The sequence below is a fragment of the Roseibium sediminis genome (assembly GCF_008711325.1).
Taxonomy (GTDB): Bacteria; Pseudomonadota; Alphaproteobacteria; order Rhizobiales; family Stappiaceae; genus Roseibium; species Roseibium sediminis.
Genome location: NZ_VXDB01000008.1, coordinates 22,870 through 41,415, shown reverse-complemented (window position 1 = coordinate 41,415; position 18,546 = coordinate 22,870). Strand labels below are relative to the sequence as shown.

General features: G+C 58.1%; 16 protein-coding genes. 8 read left to right on the top strand and 8 right to left on the bottom strand.

Annotated elements, in window-relative coordinates:
* The first annotated feature begins 170 nt into the window (after window positions 1-170).
* The 5 genes from ccoG (at window position 171) to F0155_RS09670 (ending at window position 5,563) form a co-directional block, all read left to right on the top strand.
* On the top strand, window positions 171-1,625 hold the full coding sequence (gene ccoG / locus F0155_RS09690; RefSeq protein WP_192913797.1) for a cytochrome c oxidase accessory protein CcoG: 1,455 nt from the start codon (window positions 171-173) through the stop codon (window positions 1,623-1,625).
* A 110-nt stretch (window positions 1,626-1,735) separates the two neighbouring features.
* Window positions 1,736-2,248: a FixH family protein gene (locus tag F0155_RS09685; protein WP_150524309.1), complete on the top strand. Its 513-nt coding sequence runs from the start codon at window positions 1,736-1,738 to the stop codon at window positions 2,246-2,248.
* 8 nt (window positions 2,249-2,256) lie between these two features.
* On the top strand, window positions 2,257-4,461 hold the full coding sequence (locus F0155_RS09680) for a heavy metal translocating P-type ATPase (protein ID WP_150524308.1): 2,205 nt from the start codon (window positions 2,257-2,259) through the stop codon (window positions 4,459-4,461).
* 40 nt (window positions 4,462-4,501) lie between these two features.
* Window positions 4,502-4,645: a cbb3-type cytochrome oxidase assembly protein CcoS gene (ccoS, locus tag F0155_RS09675; protein WP_150524307.1), complete on the top strand. Its 144-nt coding sequence runs from the start codon at window positions 4,502-4,504 to the stop codon at window positions 4,643-4,645.
* Between the two features lie 366 nt (window positions 4,646-5,011).
* Window positions 5,012-5,563: a response regulator gene (locus F0155_RS09670; RefSeq protein WP_150524306.1), complete on the top strand. Its 552-nt coding sequence runs from the start codon at window positions 5,012-5,014 to the stop codon at window positions 5,561-5,563.
* Window positions 5,564-5,600: 37 nt separating this feature from the next.
* Here the strand turns inward: F0155_RS09670 and F0155_RS09665 are convergent, their stop codons facing one another.
* Window positions 5,601-5,810, bottom strand: coding sequence for a hypothetical protein (locus F0155_RS09665; RefSeq protein ID WP_150524305.1), 210 nt, complete (start codon window positions 5,808-5,810; stop codon window positions 5,601-5,603).
* Between the two features lie 209 nt (window positions 5,811-6,019).
* Here F0155_RS09665 and aroQ point away from each other — a divergent pair, with 209 nt between their 5' ends.
* Window positions 6,020-6,469 (top strand): type II 3-dehydroquinate dehydratase, encoded by a 450-nt coding sequence (gene aroQ, locus F0155_RS09660; RefSeq protein ID WP_150524304.1) that lies wholly within the window; start codon window positions 6,020-6,022, stop codon window positions 6,467-6,469.
* 127 nt (window positions 6,470-6,596) lie between these two features.
* Here aroQ and F0155_RS09655 read toward each other — a convergent pair whose 3' ends face one another.
* Both F0155_RS09655 and F0155_RS09650 read right to left on the bottom strand, forming a co-directional pair.
* Entirely contained in the window at window positions 6,597-7,346 is a 750-nt protein-coding gene (locus F0155_RS09655) for a sugar transferase (RefSeq protein ID WP_150524303.1), read from the bottom strand.
* Window positions 7,347-7,571: 225 nt separating this feature from the next.
* On the bottom strand, window positions 7,572-8,879 hold the full coding sequence (locus tag F0155_RS09650) for a UDP-glucose dehydrogenase family protein (protein WP_150524302.1): 1,308 nt from the start codon (window positions 8,877-8,879) through the stop codon (window positions 7,572-7,574).
* A gap of 225 nt (window positions 8,880-9,104) precedes the next feature.
* Here F0155_RS09650 and F0155_RS09645 point away from each other — a divergent pair, with 225 nt between their 5' ends.
* Window positions 9,105-10,394 (top strand): amidase family protein, encoded by a 1,290-nt coding sequence (locus F0155_RS09645; RefSeq protein ID WP_150524301.1) that lies wholly within the window; start codon window positions 9,105-9,107, stop codon window positions 10,392-10,394.
* Window positions 10,395-10,400: 6 nt separating this feature from the next.
* Here the strand turns inward: F0155_RS09645 and F0155_RS09640 are convergent, their stop codons facing one another.
* The 5 genes from F0155_RS09640 to F0155_RS09620 form a co-directional block, all read right to left on the bottom strand.
* Window positions 10,401-11,693 carry an amidohydrolase family protein gene (locus tag F0155_RS09640; protein ID WP_150524300.1) on the bottom strand — a complete coding sequence of 431 codons (1,293 nt, stop codon included), beginning with the start codon at window positions 11,691-11,693 and terminating at the stop codon, window positions 10,401-10,403.
* A gap of 15 nt (window positions 11,694-11,708) precedes the next feature.
* Window positions 11,709-12,653, bottom strand: coding sequence for an ABC transporter permease (locus F0155_RS09635; RefSeq protein ID WP_150524299.1), 945 nt, complete (start codon window positions 12,651-12,653; stop codon window positions 11,709-11,711).
* Window positions 12,650-13,732, bottom strand: a complete 1,083-nt coding sequence (locus tag F0155_RS09630; protein ID WP_150524298.1) for an ABC transporter permease — start codon at window positions 13,730-13,732, stop codon at window positions 12,650-12,652. The genes F0155_RS09635 and F0155_RS09630 overlap by 4 nt, the downstream gene beginning before the upstream one ends.
* Entirely contained in the window at window positions 13,729-15,276 is a 1,548-nt protein-coding gene (locus F0155_RS09625) for an ABC transporter ATP-binding protein (protein WP_150524297.1), read from the bottom strand. Before F0155_RS09625 ends, F0155_RS09630 begins: the two co-directional genes overlap by 4 nt.
* 80 nt (window positions 15,277-15,356) lie before the next feature.
* On the bottom strand, window positions 15,357-16,364 hold the full coding sequence (locus F0155_RS09620; RefSeq protein WP_150524296.1) for a BMP family protein: 1,008 nt from the start codon (window positions 16,362-16,364) through the stop codon (window positions 15,357-15,359).
* A 359-nt stretch (window positions 16,365-16,723) separates the two neighbouring features.
* Here F0155_RS09620 and dld point away from each other — a divergent pair, with 359 nt between their 5' ends.
* On the top strand, window positions 16,724-18,430 hold the full coding sequence (dld, locus tag F0155_RS09615; RefSeq protein ID WP_150524295.1) for a D-lactate dehydrogenase: 1,707 nt from the start codon (window positions 16,724-16,726) through the stop codon (window positions 18,428-18,430).
* Window positions 18,431-18,546 lie beyond the last annotated feature (116 nt).

The window sequence follows — 18,546 nt, the reverse complement described above, 5'->3', positions numbered from 1 at the left end:
TCGCCGTCAGGAAACGCGGCACATCAAATAATTAGGGCGCGTCGAGCAATTCAGTAAAAACGAGACGTGCTCTAAACAAGAGAATTCGACAGGACCGGGGAAGGAGACCGGCCCTGAGATGTTTCAGGATCCTATTGGGGCAGGGTCCGCCAGAGATAAGGACGGACGGCATGGGTTCGCAAACCGAAGCCGGATCAGGTGAACACCCGGAAGAGTGGTTCCAGTCTGCCAAGAAGATCTATCCCATGGCAACCCATGGGCTGTTTCGCAGGATCAAGTGGGGACTGCTGTTCTTCACTCTGGGTATCTACTATTTCCTGCCATTCATTCGCTATGACCGGGGCCCGGACGCGCCCGGACAGGCTGTGCTCGTCGATCTGGAAGGTCGGCGTGCCTATTTCTTCTTCATCGAAATCTGGCCGCAGGAAGTTTATTACCTCACCGGTCTTTTGATCATTGCTGCACTGGCGCTGTTCCTGATGAACGCCATCGCCGGGCGCTTGTGGTGCGGTTATCTGTGCCCTCAAACCGTCTGGACGGACCTTTATCTGTGGGTCGAGCGCAAGGTCGAAGGTGACCGCCGCGAGCGTATTGCCCTGGACAAGCAGCCCTGGACGGCGGGCAAGGTCGCCAAACGCGCCACAAAGCACTTCCTCTGGATCATGATCGCCTGGTGGACCGGCGGCGCCTGGGTGCTCTATTTCAACGACGCCCCGACGCTGGTCTATCAGTTGGCAACGTTTCAGGCGCCGATGATTGCCTATATCTGGATCGGCATTCTGACAGCGACCACCTATCTGCTTGCCGGTTTCATGCGCGAGCAGCTGTGCATATACATGTGCCCGTGGCCGCGCATTCAGGCCGCCTTGACCGATGAAAAGGCCCTCAACGTCACCTATCGCTGGGATCGGGGGGAGCCGCGTGGTTCGCTGAAGCAGAACAAGGCGCTGGAAGCGAAGGGGATGCCAGCTGGCGATTGTGTAGACTGTTATCAGTGCTTTCAGGTCTGCCCGACCGGGGTCGATATCCGAAATGGCCTGCAGCTAGACTGCATCCAGTGCGGCCTTTGCATCGATGCCTGCGACAACATCATGACCAAGGTTGGAAAACCGACGGGCCTGATCGGATATGACACGGACGAGAATATCCAGCGTAGGGTTGAGGGCAAGGAGCCGATCTACAGCATCGTTCGCCCGAGAACGGTGATCTACGCGGCGGTGATCGCGATTGTCGGTGCCATCATGCTCTATGCCCTGCTGACACGGAGCTTCGCGAATATCAGCGTGGTGCATGATCGCAATCCGATCTTTGTCACCCAGAGCGATGGCACGGTGCGTAACGGCTATGCCGTGCGCCTGTCCAACAAGCGCCATCACCTTCGCAATTTCATCCTGCATGTCGAAGGCATGCCGCCGAATGCAAAGGTAGAGGTCGTTGGTGTCGAGATGGTCATAGCCGGTCGCCCGATCATTCCGGTCGGACCGGACACAACCCGGGAAGTCCGGGTTCTGGTGACATCCCCTGTCGGGGCGAAGATGGACCCCAGCACGCCGGTGATCTTCCGCATCACCGATTCCGTGATGGGGGAGGTCGTCACGACCAAGGACTTCTTCAAGGCTCCCTGAGGGAGCTGATAACCGGAGGGCGGGCCCCAAGTCCGCCCCCGTCCAGAACAACAGCGGGGACAGGTCCCGGATGGACCGAACCCTGACACCAATTCCGCTAGGAGCTCAAGATGGCCATGACCCATCCGGACATGCACAGCCCCAAACCCCTCACCGGCAAGAGGGTGCTGCTTTACCTCGTGTCTTTCTTTGCTGTCATCTTTGCGGCAAATGGCGTGTTCCTCTATTTCGCGCTCGGCACGTTCCCCGGTGTGGCTGTCGAAAGCTCCTACAAGGCGGGGCAGGCCTATAACGAGGATATTGCGGCAGCCAAGGCCCAAGGCGCCCGTGCGTGGGATGTGGCAACACATGTTGAACGTCTCGCAGATGGCAGTGCCGAGATCTCCGTCAATGCGCTCGACAAGACCGGGCGGCCGATTTCCGGGCTCGATTTCGCCGCGACCCTTGAGCGTCCGGCCACCGAAAACCTCGACAAGACCGTTCGTCTTCTGGAAGGCGAGGCAGGCAAGTACAGCGGGCTTATTTCCGGCATTGATGCGGGAAACTGGACGCTGAGCCTTGAGGCCAATTCCGGATCGGAACGGGTGTTCCGCTCGCAAAACCGCGTTTATCTCGCGCAATAGGGTGTGTTATGACCGTGCATATGCGCGATTGGGATGCCTTTATCACTCCCGGCAAGGATGGCAACGCCCATATGGATCTGGCCGTGGAGGGGATTACCTGTGCTGCCTGCATGGGTGAGATCGAACGCGGCCTGTCCCGCTTGCCGGGAATCGCCAAGGCCCGTGTCAATCTGACCTCGCACCGGCTTGCAGTCGACTGGGATCAGTCTGCAACGGCCGCCGATGACATTGTCAGCGAATTATCGCGCCTCGGTTATACCGCGCATCCCTTTGACCCGGCCAGCGCCCGCGAGCGCAAGGACAAGACCGGCCAGATGTTGCTGCGGGCCATGGCCGTTTCCGGCTTTGCCAGTATGAACATCATGCTCCTGTCCATTTCGGTCTGGTCTGGCAATGTCACCGACATCACACCCGAGACCCGGGATCTGTTTCACTGGGTATCTGCGCTCATTGCGCTTCCCACCGTCGTCTATGCCGGCCGTCCCTTCGCCTATAGCGCGTTCAAGGCCATCCGGTCTGGCCGCCTGAACATGGATGTGCCGATCACCATCGGCGTTTCTCTGGCGGTTATCCTGTCGCTGGTCCAGACGATCCAGCACCACAGCCATGCCTATTTTGAATCGGCAGTGATGCTGCTGTTCTTCCTTCTTGTCGGGCGCTACCTTGATCACAACATGCGCGGCAAGACCCGTTCCTTTGCGGAGAATATCGCCGCATTGAAGGCGGAAGTAGCCGCCCGAATTGGCGATGATGGCCTTGTTCGGGAAGTGCCCTTGTCCAAGATCGTCACCGGCGATCTCGTTCTGGTCGCCGCGGGCGAGCGCGTTCCTGTCGATGGCGTGGTCGAGGATGGTCGATCCGAGATCGACCAGAGCCTTGTCACCGGTGAAAGCGTACTTGTTCCGGTAACCGCCGGTGAACGGGTCTATGCAGGGACCGTCAATGGTGACGGGCCGCTGAAGGTTCGGGTCTCGGCAGAAACCGGCGCAACCCTTCTGGACGAGGTCAACCGTCTGCTGGAGACCGCTGCTCAGGCAAAGTCGCTTTATGTCCGGCTGGCTGATCGGGCCGCGCAAATGTATGCGCCGCTGGTCCACACGGCCGCAGCACTTACGTTCCTTGGCTGGACACTTTGGGGCCTTGGTTGGCAGCCATCGCTTGTCATCGCCATTTCCGTTCTCATCATCACCTGTCCCTGCGCGCTTGGCCTTGCTGTTCCTGCTGTTCAGGTGGTCGCCTCCGGTCAATTGTTCCGGGCAGGCATCCTGCTCAACTCGGGCGATGCCATCGAGCGTCTTTCGGATGCGGACATGATCGTGTTCGACAAGACAGGAACCCTGACATCGGCGGAAGCCGAGTTCTGCGAGGCGTTGGACCTCAAGGATCCGGCAGTGGCTCTCGCCGGTCGTCTGGCGCTCTCAAGCCGCCATCCGCTGTCGCAGGCCATGGTGAAGGCCACCCATGCAATGGTGCCATTCGATATGGTCCAGGAAGTCAGTGGGGCAGGGATCGAGGCCGAAGTTGATGGCAAGGTCCTGCGTCTTGGCAGCCCTGCCTTTTGCGGCGCGGATGACAAGATGCTTGAGACAGCGCTGGCGGCTCACCCGGGCGCGTCCTTGCTCGGGGTCCGCTATGGTGAGGATCTGCGCCTCTTGCCCTTGCGCCAGCAAATCCGCCCGGATGCCAAGAATGTGGTCGCGGATCTGAAGGCGCGTGGCTACGGGATTGAAATCCTCTCCGGCGACCAGACCGGCGCGGTCGAGAGTGTCGCGCGCGAGCTTGGAATTGATGCTTGGACAGCCGGGGTCAAGCCTGCCGACAAGATCGCCCGCCTTGAGGAGCTGAAAGCCGAAGGGCGCAAGGTCCTGATGGTCGGCGATGGCCTCAACGACGCACCGGCGCTTGCTGGTGCCTATGTGTCGCTGTCACCGGTCACCGCTGTGCATCTCAGTCAGGCCGCCGCAGATGCCGTCTTCCTCGGAAACAAGTTGTCACCTGTGGCCGATGCCTTGCGGATTTCGATCCGGGCGCGCAATGCGATTGAACAGAACCTCTGGATTTCGGCGATCTACAATGTCATCGCCGTGCCGATTGCCGTCGCGGGCTTCGTGACGCCGCTTGTTGCTGCGGTGGCCATGTCGCTGTCGTCGGTCGCTGTCACAGCCAATGCCCTGCGATTGCGTTGGGGTGATACCTCGAAATCTGTTATATAGGACCTCACGGGCAATTGGCCCAGGTTTGGAAACTTGGCACATGGACGTACTGCTCTACCTCATCCCGATCGCATTGCTGCTGGGGCTCCTCGGTCTCGTGGCCTTCCTCTGGTCGCTCAAGACAGGTCAGTATGATGATCTGGAGGGCGCGAAGTGGCGTATCCTGCAGGATGACGATCTCTAGACAGGCAAGGGTTCTGACAAAGGGACCTGCCGGATGATTGAAGATGAAGTGAGGGGCATGTCGAGTGCCCCTTTTTCGTCTGGGCGATGATACGTTAGATATCGATTTCAATCAAAAAGTGCATATTTCAGAAATCCAATCTTTTCGTGATTATTTCCGAGTTTCTCGCCGAAATGCGGGCAATTTCGTTCGGTAAAATTACCGTAGTGACGATTTACTGTTTCTTTTACGTTTTCGGATTAAATAGCTGAGACAGCACGCTTTGTGGGTCATTTTGTTTTATTTAGAAAGGGAAGAAGAAGACGGTTATTTGGTAGAAGTTACAATTAAATACCGTGGAAACACTAACCCTCTTTTTAGAAGTTCATGACACTAATAAGACGAAACAAGGAGGGATTTGTGAGTTTGGACTTGGCCTCACTGACATTTTTGTTGGTGGAAGACAGCGCATACATGCGTACGATCATTCGTACGATGCTTCAGGGGTTCGGCGCACGCCGGATTGTTGAGGCAGAAGATGGTGCGTCCGGTCTTGAGGCCATGGATCGCGCAAATCCCGATATTCTAATCCTCGACTGGGTTATGCCCATTCTGGACGGCGCGGATATGGTGCGCATGATACGCTCACCCAACAATCCGTTCGCCTATATCCCGATCATCATGGTGACTGCGCATACAGAGCGCAGCCGCATCGTGGAAGCCCGCCGACTGGGTGTTCACGAGCTTCTGTCCAAACCTATCTCGGCAAAGGCGCTTTATCAGCGTGTTTCCAGCGTGATCCTGCAGCCGCGGGACTTCATCAAGACCGGCTCTTATTTTGGTCCGGCTCCGCGTGAAATCCGCAACCGTCAGAAGATCTGGCAGGGAGCGCCCGGGCAAAAGGGCAAGGAAGAGAATTCGGAAGCCTCGGCAGGCTAGGCACCTGCCAATTCACCGATTGACCGACCCAGCCACATCAGGCGGCGAGAGTGTCCTGATGACGCGTGTCCTGCATCTGGCTAGCCATTCCGGCCAGAGCGGATACGAATTCGGGAACAAGATCGAGGTCCAGGGTATAATTGTCGATCAGGAACTGGATCAGCAGGTTACTGTCCAGATGCTCGTACCCTTCAATGGCCGCAAGAAATTCGTCCAGACTTGTGAGTGATTTACGAACCTTGACCATTTCCACACGCCATCCTTCCGAACTGTTTTGGCTATGCCGAAACATCACGGATTATGGTTAATTTTAACTAAATGAGTTTTCCCTTCACCTGCGGCGGAACGCAAGTTGAAATCCACATTATTCAGTGTTTATTGTTTGCCGCTCGTATTCACGATACGAGTCGAAGCCGATGGAAGCTTCAAGAATGAGCGAAGGCGTGTAGAGAGGCCATGAGTCAGACTGTTTTTGTCATAAACGGACCGAATTTGAACCTGCTTGGCCTGCGGCAACCCGAAATCTATGGTTCGGAAACGCTGGCTGATGTGGAAGAGCGTTGCGTTAAGCTTTCAAAAGATCTTGGGTTGGCGCCCAAATTCTTCCAGAGCAACGCGGAGCATGAGATCATCGACCTGATCCACAAGGCCCGCCATGAAGCTGCGGCCATTGTGATCAACCCTGCAGCCTATTCTCACACATCTGTTGCGATCTTTGATGCGTTGAACACCTTTGATGGCATTGTTCTGGAGGTTCATATCTCCAACATCCATGCCCGCGAAGCGTTCCGTCATCATTCTTTCGTGTCTGCGCGTGCAGAAGGCGTCATTGCAGGCTTCGGCACGCAAGGATATGAACTGGCCTTGTTGCGGCTTGCCCGACTGCTGAACAGGTCCGGGGCCTGAACCAAGGGCTCCTGTTCACCGATTAGGCTATTTCCCGACAAAGGGGATACCGGTTCGCCGTTTGGAAATGCTCCAGGTGGCCAGCGCCAAATAATGCGCTGGTCACGATGATCTTTTGAGGTTGGGATCAGTATCCAGAGCCGCGAACAAATTCGCTAACCACCGTCTTCGCCAGTATCTTCACGTCCAGAAGCATGGACTGGTTCTCGATATACTCCAGGTCATATTCGAGACGCATCTTGGCGGCATGCGGGTCTGTTGTCTCACCGCGCCAACCCTTGACCTGAGCCAGGCCTGTAATGCCCGGCAGAACCCGATGGCGGGCCATGTAGCGCTGGTCAAATTCCTCATAGGGAACACCTGCGGCCAGCATTCCTGGGACGTGCGGGCGTGGCCCGACGAGCGACATGTCGCCTCGTATGACGTTCAGGAGCTGCGGCAGTTCGTCAAAATTCGTTCGTCTCAGGAACCGTCCAACGGGGGTGACGCGGGGATCATCCTTCGTTGTCTGCTGGCGCCCGCTTTCATCGCAGGCATCCAGATACATTGTCCGGAACTTGTAGGTCCGGAAGGTGCGTCCGAACAGGCCGTAGCGATGCTGGTGAAAGAGAACAGGGCCCTTGCTTGTCAGCTTGATGGCAATGGCAATGCCCAGCAGCAGTGGCATCAAGAGTGCCGTGCCGAACAGGGCCAGAACGAGATCGAAAGTCCGCTTGAAAGGTCTGCGCTGGCTTCTGCGACCAAGGCTGCCAGCCCGCTGCACCTGAAAGTCCCGATAGCCGAGGGGGGTCGGTGACGAGTCCCACAATTTCAAAAGATGCCCACTGGCAGAAATGCCAGGTGTCTTCTTTTCATATGTCAAATACTCGTCCGACATTTACTGGTCTCGTCAGAGCCTCACTCGTCCCTGCAACCTCTATACACCGGACTGGGTGGTCGACGCCAAGGATTAGTTTACAAAGGGTTAATAGGGGAGGTTTGACGATATGTATACAAATGATTGAAAAATTCCCCAACGCAAGCAGCTGCGCCGGGGAGAAGTTTGTATAGTAAGTTTGAAGAACAGGGATGACGTTGCGTAAATATGCGCAAGTCAGAAACGTCAGTATGCGCGCCCGATGCTGGTGTAGTTGAAGCCGCGCTCGATCATGTAGTCCGGTTCATAGATATTGCGGAGATCAATGACGTTCGGCTGCTTGAGCGACGACTTCATCCGGTCAAGGTCGAGAGCGCGGAACTGATCCCATTCGGTCACGATCACAACCGCATCGGAGTTCTCGATTGCGTGGTAAGGACCATCACAGAAGAGGACGTCCGACATCACTTGTTCGGCTTCTTTCATGCTTGCCGGATCATAGGCGCGGATCCTGGCACCAGCCTTCTGCAGCCTTGAAACGATCTCGATGGAAGGGGCCTCGCGCATGTCGTCCGTGTTTGGCTTGAATGCCAGACCAAGAAGGGCAATCGTCTTGCCGGAGACATCGCCACCGAGGAACTCGATCACCTTGTCAGCCATGCGGCCCTTGCGCCGGTTGTTGACCTCAATCACCGAATTGACGATATCCAGATCGACATTTGCGTCCGCACCGATCCTGGCAAGCGCCAGCGTGTCTTTCGGGAAACACGAGCCGCCATAGCCCGGTCCGGCATGCAGGAACTTTGCGCCGATCCGGTTGTCGAGGCCGATCCCGCGCGAGACTTCCTGCACATTGGCGCCCACCTTTTCGCAAAGGTCGGCGATTTCATTTATGAAGGTGATCTTCACGGCAAGGAAGGCGTTGGCCGCGTATTTGATCAGCTCGGACGTGCGGCGCTTGGTGACGATGATCGGCGTTTCGTTGAGATAAAGCGGGCGGTAAAGCTCTCGCATCACCTTGACGGCGGCATCGCTGTCCGTGCCGACGACAACGCGATCCGGGCGTTTGAAGTCGTTGATGGCAGCGCCTTCGCGCAGGAACTCCGGATTGGAGACAACCGCGAACTTCGCGTCCGGGTTCGTCCGGGCAATGATGGCTTCGACTTCATCCCCCGTGCCGACCGGAACGGTGGACTTGTTGACGATGACCGTGAAGCCCTCGATCAGGCCCGCAATTTCCTCGGCAGCCGCATAGACATAAGTGAGGTCCGCATGGCCATCACCGCGCCGTGTCGGTGTGCCGACGGCGATGAAAACCGCATCGGCGTTTTTCACTGCCTCGGTCGGGTCTGTGGTGAAGAACAGGCGTTCTTCGGCAACGTTCTTGGCAACCAGCTGCTGGAGGCCCGGCTCGTAGATCGGGATATCTCCGGCATTGAGAGCGTCGATCTTGTCGACTGCCTTGTCGATACAGGTGACAGTATGGCCGAAATCGGCAAAGCAGGCTCCTGAAACAAGGCCGACATATCCGGTGCCAATCATTGCAACGCGCATGGATTCAAATCCCAATTCCTGATGGCGAGCCAACGGAAAAACGGACTCACCTCACTCACTTCATGCCGTGCCCATAACACAGGCAAATGACGCGCACCACCTCAAGGCGATGTTACGGTCAGGACAAAGGGTTGCGAGAGGCTCCGGGGGCGGCGGGAACGCGGCTTGCAAAACCGAAAGGCACTTGGCAGAACTGACGCATATTGCATTCTTCCCGAGGTCAGCATGTCGCACGCTCCCCGCTTCCCATGGTCAGGCCAGAACAGCGAAACTCGCCTTGAGGCGAGCCTTGCCCGTCTGGAGGCAGAAGCAACCGCGTCTGCGGTCTTCACGAAAGCCCTGCCGGATCGTGCCCGCACGCAAGCCAAGGCAGCAGCTGCCAAGGCCTCACCCTTGTCTGGCGCCCTGATCAGCGTGAAGGCGTTGTTTGACGTGAAGGGGGAAACGACGACAGCCGCGGCCAAGGTGCTGCAGAACGAAGCACCGGCCAGTGCGGATGCGCCTGCCATTGCCCGTTTGGATGATGCCGGAGGCGTTTTTGTTGGCATCACCAACATGTCTGAATTTGCCTATTCTGGCCTCGGCCTCAATCCCCATTACGGGACGCCGCACAATCCGACCTATCCTGGATGCGTGCCCGGCGGATCGACAAGTGGCGGAGCAGCGTCCGTAGCTCAGGGGCTTGTCGATATCGCCATTGGCAGCGACACCGGCGGATCCTTGCGCATTCCGGCGGCCTTTTGCGGGATTACCGGGTTCAAGCCAACGCAAGCCTCGGTTTCGAGGGAAGGCGGCAAGCCCTTGTCCGACAGTCTGGACAGTTTCGGTCCGATGGCGAGGACTGTTGCCGAGTGTGAACTCGTCTGGCAGATGATGGCAGGTCAACCTGTCGTACCTTCAGAACCTGCCAAGGCCCGTCTTGTTGTCCCGCGCAATTTCGGCTTCTCCGAGATGGATGAGGTCATCGCCGATGGCTTTGAGGATCTGCTGGTTCAGCTGCGCGATGTCGGCTTTGAGATCGTGGAGCGCGATCTTGAGTGCATTTCGCTCTATGAGCAGGTGCCGCCCTGGCACATGACATCCGTAGAATCACGGGCGCATTATGAGGCCCTCTTTCAGACCGCAGCCGACCAGATGGATCGCCGTGTCCATTCCAGAATGGCGCGAGCAAATGAAATCTCGGCCGTCGAATATCGCCAGACGATCAATCGTCGCCAGAAATTGATTGCAGCATTCCGTGAGGAGCTGGGGGATGATCTCCTGATCCTGCCCACAACGCCGATCCTGCCACCAAGACTGGAGGCGGTGACGGACGATGCGGATTTCAACCGCCTCAACCTTCTGGCCCTGCGCAATCCTTCGCTCGCAAACGTGACCGACGCCTGTTCGATTGCCATGCCCTACAAGAACGATGGCCACACGCTCAGCGTGATGCTGGTCGCCAAGGGTGGTTCGGACCAGAAGCTTCTGGCCGTTGCCAAAACCGTTGAAGCAGCGCTCCCTCAGGCTGAGTGACGCTTCTTATCCCTCGTTTGGGGCATAGCTCGCCGGATCGACCATTTCTGGCCGACCGGTGAGGGAGAGCCTTGCCTTGCGAGGGGCGATTTCCGAGATCACCTTGCCGCCTTTCACAACGCTAAGCCGTGTTGCCTTCAGGCGGATGGCCTCGATGCTGTCGCGGGCCTGCAGCAGAACGAAGTCCGCCTTGCCGCCCTTTTTCACCCCGTATCCGTCCAGCCTCATGGCTTTTGCCGGATGCGAAGTCACGCACTCGAAACAATAGCGGATGTCATCGCGGCTGGTCATTTGCGCCACATGCAGCCCCATGCTGGCGACCTCCAGCATGTCGCCGGAGCCCATCGAGTACCAAGGGTCCATCACGCAGTCATGGCCGAAGGCAACGTTGACCCCATAGGATCTGAGTTCAGGAACCCGTGTCTGTCCCCGGCGCTTGGGGTAAGTGTCGTGCCGCCCCTGCAAGGTGATGTTGATCAAGGGGTTGGCAATCGCATGCACCTCGGCTTCGGCAATCAGTGGCAGGAGCTTGGAGACATAATAATTGTCCATGGAGTGCATGGAAGTGAGATGCGAGCCAGCCACACGGCCATGCAGTCCAAGGCGTTGTGTTTCATAGGCCAGCGTCTCGATATGCCGGGACATTGGATCGTCGGTCTCATCGCAATGCATGTCGACCATCAGGCCGCGTTCGGCAGCAATCTCGCACAGTCTTTTGACAGAGCGTGCCCCGTCTTCCATGCTGCGCTCGAAATGCGGAATCCCGCCGACAATATCGACGCCCATGTCGAGCGCGGTGAGAAGGTTCTTCTCCGCATTGGGTGAGCGATAGAGGCCGTCCTGCGGAAAGGCGACCAACTGAAGGTCAATGTAGTCCTTCACCTTCTCGCGCACTTCCAGAAGGCCCTTCACGCCCGTGAGACGATCATCACAGACATCCACATGGGTGCGGATGGCGAGCAGTCCCTGTGAAACGGCCAGATCGCAATATCTCAGCGCCCGTTCGACAACGGCCTCAACGGTGAGGATCTCCTTCAGCTCACCCCACAGCGCGATGCCTTCCAGCAGGGTGCCGCTCTTGTTCATGCGCGGCAGGCCAAGCGAGAGAGTTGCATCCATATGGAAGTGGCTGTCGACAAAGGGGGGCGACACAAGTTGCCCGGCGGCATCAATCACCTTGCCAGCCTCAGCCGTGATCCCGGCCTCCACAGCCTCGATCCGCCCGTTCAGGCAGGCGATATCAATCCCTGTGCGCCCATCCGGCAGGTTTGCGTTCTTGACGATCAGATCAAAACTCATGAGTGCCTCACGGGGTTATCGCTGGCCGCGGAAATAGGGAACAAGCATGGCGCGCGGATAGTCGGCCTTTCGGGCCACGATGATCAACGCGAGGATGGAGAGGATATACGGCATCATCAGGAACACTTGCCCCGGAATGAAACTGCCAACTTCCGTTTGCAGGCGCACTTGAAAGGCGTCGAACGCCCCAAACAGAAGCGCGCCGATCAGCGCCTTGCCCGGTCGCCAGGAGGCGAACACGGTCAGCGCAATGCAGATCCAGCCGCGTCCGTTGACCATGCCGAAGAAGAAAGCGTCAAAGGCGGACATGGTCAAAAACGCTCCGCCCAGCGCCATGATGGCCGAGCCGACAACAACTGCGCCAATGCGAAGGCCGTAGACCGAAAGCCCCTGCGATTCGACCGCAGACGGATTGTCGCCCACGGCGCGGATCGCAAGGCCGAGGGGCGTGCGGTAGAGCACATAGCCGGTCACGCCGACCAACAGGAGCGCAAGGATCGTCAGCGCGGTCTGCTGAAACAGGACGGTGCCGATGAACGGAAGATCTGAGAGCCCTGGAATATTCAGCGGCTGAAACGCCTCGATCCGGGGAGGGGAGGACACTTCCGGCAGCGCTGTCCGGTAGATGAAATAACTCAGCGACGTCGCAAAGAGGGTGACGCCGACCCCCGACACATGCTGCGACAGGCCGAGGGGGACGGTCAGGATGGCATGGATGAGCCCGAAAAAGGCTCCGGCAAGTGCAGCGACCATCACGCCGCCCCAGAGCCCGGCACCAAGCCAGACGGCCATCCAGCCCGCCATGGCACCTGCGGTGAAGATGCCCTCAATGCCAAGGTTCAAGACCCCGGCGCGTTCGCAGATCAGGGCACCGATCACGCCGAAGATGAGCGGGGTCGCGATGCGAAGCGCTGCAGCCCAGAAATTGGCTGCCAGGAGGATGTCGAGAATGTCGCTCATTCGGCGGCCTCCTGCACTGTTTTCACGCCGACAAAGCGCACCTTGAACCTGAGAAAGAGACCGGAAACCAACACACATAACAGCGCCATGGCCACGATCAGATCCGCCAGATAGTTCGAAACGCCGGTCGCCCGCGACATGGAATCCGCACCGACAAAAATGCTGGCGATGAAAAGCGCTGCGAAGATCACGCCAATCGGCGAGAGACCGGCAAGCATGGCAACGACGATGCCCGTGTAGCCAAACCCGGGAGAAATATCGGCGGTGAGATAGCCTTTCAGACCTGCAACTTCGCCAACGCCGGCAAGACCCGCCAGTGCGCCTGAAAGCAGGCCGACACGGATGAAGGTGGCGGTGACCGGCATACCTGCGTGCCGGGCAGCGGCCGCGTTTTCGCCAACCGCCCGGATTTCAAATCCCCAGACGGTGCGTTTCATCAGGAAATAGACGCCAAGTGCGGCCACCAGCGCAATGATGAGACCGGCATGGATGCGCATGCGCGCCATGAGCTTTGGCAACGCAGCTTCATCCGTAATGGGTTCGGACTGCGGCCAGCCCATGCCCATCGGATCCTTCATCGGGCCTTCCAGCATCATCTGGACAAACAGGATGATGACAAAATTCAAGAGCAGCGTCGTTACCACTTCATCGACACCAAGCCGTGTCTTCAAAAGGGTCGGTCCGAGCATGACAAGACCACCCGCCAGCGCCCCGGCAAGGACCACAGCCGGGATCTGAATGAAAGCGGGGCCACCGATAAGGCCGGTGCCAACTGCGACCGCCGCCAGAGCGCCCGCATAAAGCTGACCTTCCGCGCCGATGTTCCACAGCTTGGCCTTGAAGGCCACCGCTGCCGCCAGACCGGTGAGGATGAGCGGCGTGGCCCGGGTCAGCATCTCGGTAAAGGCAAAGGGCGAACCGAAGGCGCCCTTGATCATCAATCCATAGGCGGAAAAGACGTTGAGGCCCGCAAAGGCCATGGGAATAGCGGCCAGCAGAAGCGCGGCAACGGCAGCGATAACCGGCAACAGGACAAGGCGACCAAGGGAGGCCGGTTCTCTGGGTTCAAAACGGATCATGCTGCATCTGCCCCGCTGTGTCCGGCCATGCGAAGGCCCAATGTGCTGCGATCGAGGGTTTCAGTGGGATCAGCTTCCGACAGATGGCCGCGATGGATCACCGCAATCCGGTCGGAAAGTCGCATCAGTTCATCAAGGTCTTCAGAAATCAGGATGACACCCGCGCCGCGTGCGCGCGCTTCCAGAAGGCGGCGGTGAACGTCGGCTGTCGCACCGACATCAAGGCCACGCGAGGGCTGGGCAGCGAGCACCACTTGAGGTGCGCCGTCGAGGGTTCGGGCAAGCACGATCTTTTGAATGTTTCCGCCTGACAGGAGCCGGGCAGGGCTTTCCTCGCTTTGGCAGCGAATGTCGTAGGCTTTGATCGCCGCTCGTGCCCGCTCCTTCATGGCAGCAAAGCGCAGCAGCCCGAACCGCTGGTTCTCCGGCTTTCGAACGCTTTCTGATGCCAGATTTTCCCAGACGGTCATGGTGCCGACAATGCCATCATGATGCCGGTCCTCAGGGATGCGGGCGATGCCGTTATCGATCATCACCCGTGCATTGGCATGGCTGAGATCAACGGAACCAAGTTTGATGGTTCCTCGCTCGGGACGTTCCACACCGGAAATCACCTTCGCCAGCATCGTCTGGCCGTTGCCGGAGACACCGGCGATACCGAGAATTTCGCCGCTCTTGAGCGTCAGGGAGACGCCTTCAATGGCATTACGGCCCTGGCCTGCCCAAATGCCGTTGAGGACAAACAACGGCGCGCCCGGCTCTTGAGGGGGGCGGATTGTCTCGCTGACCTTGGCACCAACCATCAGTTCGGCAAGCTGGCGCTGGTCGCAACCGCCTGTGGGCAGATCGGCGACCTTTTTGCCCAAACGCAGCACGGCAATCCGGTGGGAAGAGGCCAAAACCTCTGCCAGCTTGTGCGATATGAAGATGATGCCGAGGCCGCTGTCGGAGAGCTTCTTCAAGGTCTGGAATAGTGTATCGGATTCCTGCGGCGTCAGAACTGCCGTGGGTTCATCGAGCACCAGAACGCGTGCATCCCGGTAAAGCGCCTTCAGGATTTCCACGCGCTGTTTTTCACCCACCGAGAGGCTCGATATGCGGATATCGAGATTGACGGTGAGGCCTGAGCGCTCCATCAGGCTCTCAAGCTTTGAGCGGGCTTGCCTGCGGCTAACACGGGCGGCGAACAAGGGCTCGGTGCCCAGAATGATGTTGTCAAAGGCCGACAGGTTCTCGGCCAGCGTAAAATGCTGGTGCACCATGCCAATGCCGGCTTCCAGCGCCGCATGGGGAGAGCCGGGTTCCAGCGCAACAAGCCCGCCGTTTCCGTCTCCAACTTGAACCGTTCCCTCGTCTGCCACGTAGTGCCCGAAGAGAATGTTCATGAGCGTTGTCTTACCGGCACCGTTTTCGCCCAGCAGCGCAAGGATTTCGCCCTGGCGAAGGTCGAGGCAGACGTCTTCATTCGCGGTGAGTGAGCCGAAGCGTTTTGTAATGCCGGTCAGTTGCAGGACAACAGGACGAGTAGAGGCGTCGGAAGCCATCAGGGTCTCCGCAATGTCGGAAATATCAGGAGAGGTGGATCGGCAGCACAGGCCGCCGATCACAGGGTCTCTTGCAGTCGTTACATGGTCGACTTGGGTTCCGTGTCGTTCACGTTCACCCGGAAGAGGCCGCCAAGAATGTCCTGCTCCTTGGCCTTGGCCGCAGCAACAGCTTCAGCGGATGCAAGGCTTTCGTCGACGACGAAGCTGCCGCCGCCATAGCCCATGAAGCTGTAGGGGCCGTAATCGGCAGGCTCGAAGTTCCCGGCCTTGACGGCTGCAATTGCCTTGTCGATTGTCGGTTCCATGTGCCACAGGGCGGAAGACAGGATGGTGCCCGGATAGTCACCGGCCGTGTCGATCACGTTGCCGATGGCCAGAATGCCCTTTTCCTTGGCCGCGTCAGACACGCCGAAACGCTCGGCGTAGAGAATGTCCGCACCCTTGTCGATCATTGCAAAGGCGGATTCCTTGGCCTTGGGCGGGTCATACCAGGAGTTGATGAAGGTCACGAGGAACTTCACATCCGGATTGACCTCGCGTGCCCCGTCCATGAAGGCATGCATCAAGCGGTTCACTTCCGGAATGGCGTAGCCGCCAACCATGCCGATCACGTTGGACTTGGTGGTGCTGCCCGCGATCATGCCAGAGAGATAGCTCGGCTCGTGGATCCAGTTGTCGAAGACAGAGAAGTTCGGCTTGGCAGCCCCGAAGGACGACCCCATCAAAAATGCGGTGTCAGGATATTCCGCAGCCACCTTGCGCGCCGCCCGCTCCACGGCAAAGGCTTCACCGACAACCAGGTTCATGCCCTGTTCGGCATATTCGCGCATGACACGCTCATAGTCGGTGTTGGCAACGTTTTCGGAGAACGTGTAGGTGATCTCGCCCCGTGCCTCGGCAGCTTTCAGCGCCTTGTCGATGCGGCTGACCCATTGCTGCTCAACAGGCACCGTGTAGATCGCTGCGACCTTGATAGGGTCCGCTGCGAAGCTGGGCTGGAGTGAAAGTCCAAATGCGGTGGTCGCGGCCACGGCCGCCGTCAGAAAGGCCCGGCGGTGCCAGGAACCCTGTTTGATATGCGCCATTGGAATCCCCTGGAGTGTGATTTTTTACACCTTCAAGAGGATCACAGTTCCAACGTGCTCACAAGTTGGTCAGCCCACGTTACGGCTAAAATTTTGAACAATTGGAAAAATTTTTTGATCAGGAAATGGTCACATCCATCTCTTGCGTTCATGCAACCACTGAAAATGCAGCCTTTGATAGGGTATTTGAAAATTTGTGCTGGCGGTGAAAAAAACAGCACAGCACAGGTGTCCGACGAATAGAGCATGCACAGAGGGTAACGCTTGGTCTTTTCGTCTAATTAGGTAGTACTACCGGGTACAGGGGCCTGCAAATTGGCTAAAAGGCAGCGATTTTGGAAGAGATCCCGGATATCCTCATGTCATCCTCCGCACACCCGGTTCCCCTGTCTGATGCCGATCTGATCGACCGCTTTCGCGACATTGTTGGCAAAGGCCATGTCCTGACCGGCGCCCGCGCCACGGAGCGCTTTCGCCGCGGTTTCAGGTCCGGTGAGGGGGAGGCGTTATGTGTCATCCAGCCCGGCACCTTGCTGGAGCAGTGGAAGGTGCTTGAAGCCTGTGTTGCAGCAGACAAGATCGTCATCATGCAGGCAGCCAATACCGGGCTCACCGAGGGCTCTACGCCGTCGGGAACCTATGACCGCGATGTCGTGCTGATCAACACGCGCAGGATGGACAAGATCGTGCCGCTGAATGACGGAGCGCAGGTGCTGGCCTTTCCGGGTGCGACTCTGTTCGGGCTCGAAAAGTTGCTTGCCCCGCTTGGCCGCGAACCTCACTCGGTCATCGGCTCGTCCTGCATCGGGGCTTCGATCATCGGTGGTGTTTGCAACAACTCCGGCGGCTCTCTGGTGGAACGCGGCCCGTCTTATACGGAGCTGGCGCTCTTTGCCCAAAAGCAGGCAGACGGCAGCCTGAAGCTCGTCAATCATCTTGGGCTGGAGCTTGGAGAAACGCCGGAAGAAATCCTCTCCAATCTGGAAAAGGGTACATTCGAACGAGCAGCCCCCGACACGAACCGCAAGGCTTCCGCGACCGACTATGCCGGTGAAGTTCGCAATGTCGATGCGCAGACACCAGCGCGGTTCAATGCCGACAAGAAACGTTTGTATGAGGCATCGGGCTGTGCGGGCAAACTCGGTGTGTTTGCAGTCCGGCTGGACACCTACAAAAAACCTGCCGCGCAAAAGACCTTTTACATCGGAACCAACAGCGAAGCGGACCTGACAGAGCTTCGCCGCGATATCCTCGCCAACTTCGAAACCCTTCCCGTTTCGGCAGAATACATGGAACGTGAGGTGTTCGACATCACCGAGCGCTATGGCAAGGACACGGTGATGATGATCGACTGGCTGGGAACGGACCGCCTGCCGATGTTCTTTGCGCTGAAAGGGGCTGTCGATGCCTATCTGCGCAATGTGCCGGGTCTGTCGAACCTGACAGACCGGGTGATGCAGCTGGTCTCGCGGATCACGCCAAACATCCTGCCCAGACGCATGCGCGACTTTCGCGGTAGATACCGGCATCATCTGATCCTGAAGATGCGGGATGGCGGCATCGAGGAAGCGTCCAGCTATCTGAAAACCCACTTCGAGGGCCGGGACGGTGACTTCTTTGAATGCACGGACCGGGAGGCCAAGATCGCTGGTCTTCACCGCTTTGCGGCAGCCGGGGCCGCCGTGCGCTACATGGCGATCCACAGAAACGAGGTGGAGGACATTCTGGCCCTCGATATCGCTTTGCGCCGCAATGATCGGGAATGGTACGAGCGCCTGCCGAAGGAGATCGAGGACAAGCTCGTCTCCAAACTCTACTACGGCCATTTCATGTGCCATGTCCTGCATCAGGACTATATCGTGAAAAAGGGCAATGACCCGAAGGCTCTGAAGGCAGACATGCTGAAGATCCTGGATCAGCGCGGCGCGGAATATCCGGCTGAACACAATGTCGGTCACCTTTATCCGGCAAAACCGGCTCTTGCCGAGCACTACCGCTGCTGCGATCCGACCAACTCCTTCAATCCGGGCATCGGGAAGATGTCGAAGCGGAAGGACTATGCCTGAGCCCGTTCGGGGCGTGTGTGTTCTTTTCGCCTCAGAGTGAAACTGCCTGCTCACTTGGGCGAATATTTGCCATAAAATGAGTTGCCATCGATCAGATTCGGCGTGTTTAGTGCCGA

What these genes read in the sequence shown, in the direction of transcription:
- ccoG (WP_192913797.1), top strand. Translation starts at nt 171, where the DNA reads ATGGGTTCGCAAACCGAAGCCGGATCAGGTGAACACCCGGAAGAGTGG.
- F0155_RS09685 (WP_150524309.1), top strand. Translation starts at nt 1,736, where the DNA reads ATGGCCATGACCCATCCGGACATGCACAGCCCCAAACCCCTCACCGGC.
- F0155_RS09680 (WP_150524308.1), top strand. Translation starts at nt 2,257, where the DNA reads ATGACCGTGCATATGCGCGATTGGGATGCCTTTATCACTCCCGGCAAG.
- ccoS (WP_150524307.1), top strand. Translation starts at nt 4,502, where the DNA reads ATGGACGTACTGCTCTACCTCATCCCGATCGCATTGCTGCTGGGGCTC.
- F0155_RS09670 (WP_150524306.1), top strand. Translation starts at nt 5,012, where the DNA reads ATGACACTAATAAGACGAAACAAGGAGGGATTTGTGAGTTTGGACTTG.
- F0155_RS09665 (WP_150524305.1), bottom strand. Translation starts at nt 5,810, where the DNA reads ATGGTCAAGGTTCGTAAATCACTCACAAGTCTGGACGAATTTCTTGCG.
- aroQ (WP_150524304.1), top strand. Translation starts at nt 6,020, where the DNA reads ATGAGTCAGACTGTTTTTGTCATAAACGGACCGAATTTGAACCTGCTT.
- F0155_RS09655 (WP_150524303.1), bottom strand. Translation starts at nt 7,346, where the DNA reads ATGTCGGACGAGTATTTGACATATGAAAAGAAGACACCTGGCATTTCT.
- F0155_RS09650 (WP_150524302.1), bottom strand. Translation starts at nt 8,879, where the DNA reads ATGCGCGTTGCAATGATTGGCACCGGATATGTCGGCCTTGTTTCAGGA.
- F0155_RS09645 (WP_150524301.1), top strand. Translation starts at nt 9,105, where the DNA reads ATGTCGCACGCTCCCCGCTTCCCATGGTCAGGCCAGAACAGCGAAACT.
- F0155_RS09640 (WP_150524300.1), bottom strand. Translation starts at nt 11,693, where the DNA reads ATGAGTTTTGATCTGATCGTCAAGAACGCAAACCTGCCGGATGGGCGC.
- F0155_RS09635 (WP_150524299.1), bottom strand. Translation starts at nt 12,653, where the DNA reads ATGAGCGACATTCTCGACATCCTCCTGGCAGCCAATTTCTGGGCTGCA.
- F0155_RS09630 (WP_150524298.1), bottom strand. Translation starts at nt 13,732, where the DNA reads ATGATCCGTTTTGAACCCAGAGAACCGGCCTCCCTTGGTCGCCTTGTC.
- F0155_RS09625 (WP_150524297.1), bottom strand. Translation starts at nt 15,276, where the DNA reads ATGGCTTCCGACGCCTCTACTCGTCCTGTTGTCCTGCAACTGACCGGC.
- F0155_RS09620 (WP_150524296.1), bottom strand. Translation starts at nt 16,364, where the DNA reads ATGGCGCATATCAAACAGGGTTCCTGGCACCGCCGGGCCTTTCTGACG.
- dld (WP_150524295.1), top strand. Translation starts at nt 16,724, where the DNA reads ATGTCATCCTCCGCACACCCGGTTCCCCTGTCTGATGCCGATCTGATC.